Source organism: Microbacterium maritypicum MF109 (assembly GCF_000455825.1).
Taxonomy (GTDB): Bacteria; Actinomycetota; Actinomycetes; order Actinomycetales; family Microbacteriaceae; genus Microbacterium; species Microbacterium maritypicum_A.
In genome coordinates this window covers 1-333 of the sequence record NZ_ATAO01000020.1, presented here as the reverse complement: position 1 = coordinate 333, position 333 = coordinate 1, and the positions used below count along the sequence as shown (strand labels likewise).

The following is a 333-nucleotide window of genomic DNA, read 5'->3' as shown; positions in this document are numbered from 1 at the left end:
GTCTGGACGATCTTCCTGTGCAGCTACCTCGTGTACCGCCGCACCCGCAAGGACAAGGTCGCCGCGTCGACCTTCCGGCTGCCCGGCGGTGTGTTCATGGTCTACGTGGTGCTGGCGTTCTTCGTGTTCATCCTGTGGGCGCTCACGACCCAGCCCGACACGCTGACCGCGCTGCTCGTGACGCCGATCTGGTTCGTCGTGCTGCTCGTGGCCTGGCTGTTCGTGCGCCGCTCACCGAACCACCTGGCCCGGCACGCGGCGCACATCGCGCACCTCCGCGACGACTCGGTCGAGGCGGACTGACTCCGGCCTCGGGCGGTCTCTCTGTTCACC

1 protein-coding gene is annotated in these 333 nt (G+C 67.9%); it reads left to right on the top strand.

Annotated elements, in window-relative coordinates:
• Window positions 1–303, top strand: a 303-nt coding sequence (locus L687_RS0120685) for a phage holin family protein (protein ID WP_031206679.1), incomplete at its 5' end; no start/stop codon positions are given.
• Window positions 304–333 lie beyond the last annotated feature (30 nt).